Source organism: Pseudocitrobacter sp. 2023LY-00077 (assembly GCF_055796175.1).
Window position 1 is genome coordinate 97302 of sequence record NZ_JBSPEI010000017.1, and the last position, 7454, is coordinate 104755.

The 7454-nt window shown below is 54.8% G+C and carries 3 protein-coding genes; 2 read left to right on the plus strand and 1 reads right to left on the minus strand.

Translation table 11 applies throughout. The features are described from left to right. Nucleotides 1-251: 251 nt before the first annotated feature. A complete protein-coding gene (locus tag ACWWFX_RS20075; protein WP_327622018.1) occupies nucleotides 252-1805 on the plus strand; it encodes a peptide MFS transporter in 1554 nt (517 codons plus the stop codon). A gap of 76 nt (nucleotides 1806-1881) precedes the next feature. On the opposite strand, the gene ACWWFX_RS20080 is transcribed toward ACWWFX_RS20075, so the two are convergent. Next, nucleotides 1882-2289, minus strand: a complete 408-nt coding sequence (locus tag ACWWFX_RS20080) for a DUF1398 family protein (RefSeq protein WP_276224776.1) — start codon at nucleotides 2287-2289, stop codon at nucleotides 1882-1884. Nucleotides 2290-3154: 865 nt separating this feature from the next. Between ACWWFX_RS20080 and ACWWFX_RS20085 the strand changes: the two genes are divergently transcribed. After that, nucleotides 3155-7454: ESPR-type extended signal peptide-containing protein (locus tag ACWWFX_RS20085; RefSeq protein WP_473224617.1), on the plus strand; the 4300-nt coding region annotated here is incomplete at its 3' end.

The following is a 7454-nucleotide window of genomic DNA, read 5'->3' on the forward strand; positions in this document are numbered from 1 at the left end:
TTCTGCCAGGCGATTTATACCAGACGATGTCAATAAAAGAACGATATATTGTGACATAAAATCTTTAAAACTAGACAGTTGTCGAGTTTTTATCTTAAAGTTTTGTGTTCTGCACCGGACAAAATTAGTATCCGGTTGCTAAATAGTTAAATAATATTTTGCCTTATGTAAATGACTGACCCGTCTGATAAAGGGCCAGCGTGCATGACGGCGCTTGCAAGCAAGACAACACACCTCTTTTGGGAGAATCTATGCGTTCCTCTGTGAATAACACTGAAAGCCGAACTTTCTTCGGTCATCCTTATCCGCTCGGCTCACTCTTCTTTACGGAGATGTGGGAGCGTTTCTCGTTTTACGGTATTCGTCCACTGCTGATTCTGTTTATGGCGGCAACCGTATATGACGGCGGGATGGGGCTGGCGCGTGAAAATGCCTCGGCGATTGTGGGGATTTTTGCCGGTACCATGTACCTGGCGGCATTGCCAGGAGGCTGGCTGGCGGATAACTGGCTTGGTCAGCAAAAAGCGGTCTGGTACGGCTCGATTCTGATCGCGCTGGGTCACCTCTCCATCGCGCTGTCGGCGTTTATGGGGAACAACCTGTTCTTTATCGGCCTGATGTTTATCGTACTGGGTTCCGGCCTGTTCAAAACCTGTATCTCGGTGATGGTCGGCACGCTGTATAAAAAGGGCGATGCGCGTCGTGACGGCGGTTTCTCGCTGTTCTACATGGGCATCAACATGGGCTCATTTATCGCGCCGTTGATTTCCGGCTGGCTGATTAAGTCACACGGCTGGCACTGGGGCTTTGGTATCGGGGGCATCGGGATGCTGGTGGCGCTGATTATCTTTCGCGTCTTTGCTGTTCCATCGATGAAACGTTATGACAGTGAAGTGGGTCTCGACTCCACCTGGAATAACCCGGTGGCGAAGAAAAATGGCGTAGGCGCGTGGCTGCTGGCGCTGGCCGTAGGTGTGGCTATTATCATCACCCTGATTGCGCAAGGCGTCATTGTGATTAACCCGGTTGCGGTCGCCAGCGTGCTGGTGTACGTCATTGCCGCGTCGGTTGCGCTCTACTTTATTTATCTGTTCGTCTTTGCTGGCCTGAACCGTAAAGAACGCGCGCGTCTGCTGGTGTGCTTTATCCTGCTGGTATCCGCCGCGTTCTTTTGGTCTGCTTTTGAGCAGAAACCGACCTCGTTCAACCTGTTTGCCAACGACTACACCAACCGCATGATCGGCGATTTTGAAATCCCGGCGGTATGGTTCCAGTCAATCAATGCCCTGTTCATCATCCTGCTGGCCCCGGTATTTAGCTGGGCGTGGCCGATGCTGGCGCGCAAAAACATCCGTCCAGGCAGTATCACCAAGTTTGTGATTGGTATTCTGTGTGCGGCTGCGGGCTTTGGCCTGATGATGCTGGCGGCGCAGAATGTACTGAGCAACGGCGGGGCGGGCGTATCGCCGTTCTGGCTGGTGGGCAGTATTCTGATGCTGACGCTGGGTGAACTGTGTCTGAGCCCGATTGGCCTGGCGACCATGACTTTGCTGGCCCCGGAAAGAATGCGCGGCCAGATGATGGGGCTGTGGTTCTGCGCCAGTGCGCTGGGTAACCTCGCGGCGGGCCTGATTGGCGGTCACGTGAAGGCCGATCAGCTCGATATGCTGCCCGATCTCTTTGCACGCTGCTCCATCGCACTGCTGATTTGTGCGGCGGTTCTGATGGTGTTGATCGTCCCAGTACGTCGCATGCTGGCGAATGCCCAGACACCAAATGAGCAAAAACCGGCAACCAACGCGTAAGTGTGCCTCTTTGAAAATCGGCGTGTAAGCGCCGATTTTTTTTTATCATCGCAAATGACAGAACAGTTGTATCTGCTTACGTTGTTGTTTTTTCGCAGGGAAGCACATTCTCGCAGTAAAGCAGATGATTGTCCTTTGACCAGTAAAATCGCATATTTTCATTTAAATCAACGATCCACTTAAACACCCCTGCGTTCGCTAACTCTAAACAATACTGTTCATACGATGTTCTTCCCGCGAAGTGTCTTTTCGCCGCTACGCGCGTTAAAAATTTACTGGCATTTGCGCTTATTTTGATAATCCCCCGGCTACCTTCAACGGACACGTAATTATCTGATGTCGTTATCACCTTGACGTTTCCTGTCGCAACAAAATAGATGTAGTAGGAAACGTTATTGCGCTGGAGCTCTGTTAAAAAAGTAAGGAAATCTGACTTGCATCTGACCTGCTCGAAATACGATTTGAGCATTACCCTAAATTCCATCTTGCCCCTGCTATAAGTTCGTAGTCTTAAGTGTTGTTTAAGTGTTATGGGTTGTAAAATAATTGATTGGTCAACTAATTAGGATTCTTATAGTTAACAATGCGCATCTTAAGTGCAATTTAAGAATGGGAATAGCATTTCATTTGTTACTGAATATTGCTAACAACTCAGGTGGGGCATGCTCTGGCGGTAAGCGGGTGGTGGTAAGATTGCGCAATGGTTCATTCTGTCTGCGCAAACAAATATTTTTACTCGGAAGCTAATGTTTCGGTAATTCGAAAGTCGCAGAAAGGCTACTCATTCTCATGACTAATCAATGGATGGTCGTTAATTCGCCGTATTTAGCAATTTGTGCTGTGAGTGAATGTTGTGAAAATAGCATTTTTAGGTGTGTAAATCCTAAATGTGCATTTAAATTTCTGAGTGCAAATTGTAGCGATTAATGTGCTGAAAGCGGCGCTGACTTTTTATAAAAGGTAAGGATAAGAATTTTTCTTCTAAATGGTTTCTTAATGTTATTAATTCAATGTTTGCTTCGTTGTGGCTATGTTGACAGCTTTTTTTGACGATGTGAAACTGGGACGACATTTTTATTAACAGGTTAAGTAAGTCGCCGCCTTCTGAGGGGGCAGTTTCGTATTGAACTGAAATAAAAATATCACCTGTCTGGAATGATTCTTAATACTCGTTCTTTCTTATTATCTTATTTTGATGTGGCGAATTTATAAGATAAATAAGTAAAAGGAATGAATGCATTGCACTGAAATATAACGCTTTTAAGCGTTTGCGGCTTCTGCTCGCCTGTCAAAAGGTCAGCCGGCTGCTGGTATTGCCTGTGAGAGCACCAAAACAAGGAGTAATAATAATGAATAAGATCTACCGCGTTGTCTGGAATTGCACCTTACGTGTTTATCAGGTTTGCTCGGAGCATACTCGTCGACTGGGTAAAACCGCGTCTGTTCAGCAAGCAGTCACGGGTTCACCCGGATACGCTGCGCTGAGCGTTAAATCTTTTCGTCCTCTGTCACTGCTGGTCATGCTGGCGCTATCCGGCACCGTGCAGGCTGAAGTTCTCACTATCGATAATGGCGATAGTCGTACCTATAGCAATGCGCTGACGGTTGAGGGCGTCGTTGTTGGGAATCAAACTAACGGAACACTGATAATCACTGACGGCGGCAGTATAACCAGTTCGTCGAGATCATCGGTTATCGGCGCGTATGCAACTGGCGTCGGTACTGCCACCGTACAGGACTCGGGGATCTGGAATCTGGTCCAGGCCAGGCTCTCAATTGGTGATAGCGGTACCGGTACATTGAAGGTACTGAATGGCGGAACAGTCATCACAGGCGATACCGACCTGGGTTATCGCACTGGCGGGAAAGGAACGTTGCTCGTTGATGGAGCGGGCTCCACCCTCAGCACTGCCGGTATGTATGTTGGTCGGTCTGGCAATGGCGACATGACGATCCGTAATGAAGGGCGTGTTACCACGACTGAAGATACCATTATTGCCTCTGGTACTGGCGTTGTGGGGGCGGTTGAGGTGTCGAATAATGGTCGTTGGGATCTTATTAACAAGACGGGGCAGTTGCCGAATTTGAATATCGGTTATCACGGTACCGGCACCTTAGACATTAATTCGAACGGCAGCGTGACAACCGGCGTCATGACGCTCGGAAGCTTTGAGGATGGCAAGGGGAGCGCCACCGTATCGGGGAGCGGTTCCGTACTCACAACCACCTCCTTGCGCGTCAGTGATTATGGCGAAGGTGAACTGACCATTGCCGATTCCGGCGTTGTCTACAGCAATGGCAACAGCACTATCGCCCGCAGCGTAACGGGAACGGGCACCGTGACGGTATCTACTGGCGGCGAGTGGGAAGTGCTTAATGGCCAGCAGTTATTGGTGGGGCAAGCGGGCTCCGGGACGCTCAACATTAACAGCGCAGGGAAGGTCATTGCAGGAGATACCTCGATTGGCTTGAATGCCGATGCGCAGGGCCGCGTCACCGTTGACGGCGAAGAATCGAAAATGACCACCGCCGAACTGGTTGTTGCCGATTCAGGAACAGGCAACCTGTCGATCTCCAACCTTGCTGTTGTACAGAGCACCGGCGCAAGCGCGATCGGGCTTAATGGCAATTCTGACGGCGTAGTCGGTGTCACAGAGAACGGTCAGTGGAATCTGACAAATGCTAGCGGCAGCGCGCAAACGCTGGCCGTCGGCACTGGCGGCAACGGTACGCTGAACATTGCCAGCGGCGGTAAAGTGGATGCCGGAGACGTCTCGCTGGCGCGCTGGGAAATGGCCACGGGGGAAGTGAATGTCAAAGGCGAAGGCTCCCAACTCAATACCGCTGAAATCATCATCGCCGAGAGAGGCGCTGGAACCCTCAATATCAGCGATGCCGCTGAAGTGAACACGTCCTCGACGGCGACCATTGGCGATGTGGGGGACAGTGTCGGCGTAGTGAACGTGGGCACCAAAGGCCAATGGAATGTTGTCTCGGCGGGTAACAGCCTGCAAACCCTGATGATAGGTGAGTGGGGGAACGGCACGCTCAATATTGCGAGCGAAGGCACGGTTACCGCAGGCGGTACCACGGTGGGGGTCAATAACACCGGGGTCGGCCTGCTGAATGTCAACGGCGCGGGAGCGGTGATGAACTCTGCTGCTTTACGTGTGGGCCATGCGGGGCAGGGAACCCTGAATATCACCGATGCAGGTGTCGTTAACACCGCTTCCACCGGGCAGGTTGCAACCTATTTTAACGGCACCGGCGTGGTCAACGTGAATACCAACGGACAGTGGAACGTCGCGAGTAACTTACAGGTAGGCGTAACGGGCAACGGTACGCTGAATATTGCCTCGGGTGGCCAGGTTAACGGTGAAGATGCGATTAGCGTCGGGACTAACGATCGTGCTTTGGGCCGCGTGAACGTGGATGGAGAAGGTTCACTGCTGCGAGGCACCACCATCGATATCGGCGCACACGGCGATGGCGCAGTGACGCTCAGCAATGAAGGCACGCTGGCGTTGACGAATGGAAGCGTCTTGCTGGGTTTTGCTGAGGGAAGCACCGGCTCGCTCAACATTGGCGCGGCGCACGATGATATCGCGGCGGTAGCCGGGCATCTTATTGGCGCCGACAGCGTGGCATTCGGTGCGGGCAACGGTTCGCTGGTCTTTAATCATACCGATGATTCTGCAACGGGCTATGCCTTTAATCCGCTGATCTCAGGCGAGAACGGCGCGGTCATTCAGGACGCGGGTCACACCGTCCTTACCGCCGAAAATACCTACGGTGGGCGTACGGAGGTGAACGGCGGCACGCTTACCGTGGCCTCGCACTCCAGCACCGGCAACACCGGGCTGGGCAGCAGCGCGGTGAATATTGCCGATGCGGGTACGCTCTCGGTGACGGGAGCCAGTGAGGCTTCTGGCAATTATGCCCTGAGCAACGTGCTGACCGGTAACGGCCTGCTGCAGGTTAATCTCGCCAGCGCGGATAACGCCTTCAGCTTTACCGACACCACCGGCAGCGCCTTTACCGGTACGGCAGAGCTTAAAAACAGCATCTTCGATCTTTCCGGCGACAATACTCTGACGCTGGCTCAGGCGACGCTGAAGCTGGATGCGGGTAACACCACCACCGTTGGCGACGGCGCACAACAGATTGGCGGCCTGCATCTCAACGGCGGCAAACTGATTTTCAACACCGAGATACCCGCCAATACCCAGGCGCAGGGCGCGATTCAGACCGGCACGCTGACGGCGGATACGGGCACGGTGCAGGTAACCGTCGCCAGTCCGTGGAACGATCCGGGTGCGATGAACCCGGACACCACGCTGAACTTGCTGGAGCAGGATGACACGGACATAAGCGTACAGCTGGTGCAGGCGCAGGAGGTCACCGGCTCGGGCGGCGCGCTGACCCTGACCGACCAGAACGGTGACGCGGTGGCAGAAAATGAACGCGTCGCCATTGCGCAGAACGGCACGGTAGTGGCGGACGGGGATTACGGTTTCCGCCTGACTACCGCGCCGGGCGATGGCCTGTATGTCAACTACGGCCTGAAGGCGCTGGATATCCACGCCGGGCAGACGCTGGTGCTGGCAGAGCACGCCGGGGCGCAGGGGGCGGCGGCAGATATGTCGGCCGCTATCTCAGGTGAGGGGAATCTTGGCATTAATACCGCCGGGCTGGTGTCGCTGTCGAACGCGAGTAACCGCTACAGCGGCGAAACGCAGGTGCAGGCGGGCACGCTGCGCACCGATGCGGACGGCGCGCTGGGCAACACCTCGGCGCTGGTTATCAGTGACGGTGCTCTTGCCGACCTGAACGGCACCACGCAGACGGCGGGCAGGCTGACCGGAGAGGCGGGCTCCACGCTGGCGCTCAACGGCGGCAGCCTGACGCTGCAGAACGGCGGCACTAGCCAGGGCAGCCTGACGGGGGCGGGCAATCTCGGCGTGGCGGGCGGCGTACTGACGATTGACGGGGCGAACGCGGGTCTGAGTGCCACCACCACCATCGAAAGTGCAGCGGAAGTGGTGCTGAACGATGCGCAGGGCGCGGGCAGCGGCAACGTGATTGATGACGGCACCCTGACGCTGAACGGCGTCACCGGGGAGCAGCTCAACAGCCTGAGCGGTACGGGCATTGTTGACGTGGCGCAGGCATCGGCTGTGGCGGTGTCCGGTGAAAACCAGAGTTTCAGCGGGCAGTTCCGTATCGATGCGGACAGCGCCATGACGGTCACGGACGCGGCGAACCTCGGTACGGCTGGCGTGACGGACAACGGCCTGCTGACGGTGGCTACCGACAGCGACTGGACGCTGAGCCATGCGGTCTCCGGCAGCGGCAACCTGAACAAACAGGGCAGCGGCACGCTGACGTTAACGGCGGATTCGGCGGGGTATTCCGGCACCACGGACATCACCGGCGGCGGGCTGGCGCTCGGCGCGGATGCTGATGGCGTAGTGGCGATGGCGAGCCAGCAGGTGAATATCCACGACGGGGCGATGCTCTCAGGCTTTGGCAGCACGGCGGGGGATATGGATATCCGTCAGGGCGGTACGCTGGCGGTGGCGAATACCACGGTGGGCGGCAATCTGCATAACAGCGGCACGGTGCTGATGAACCAGCCGGGCGCACAGC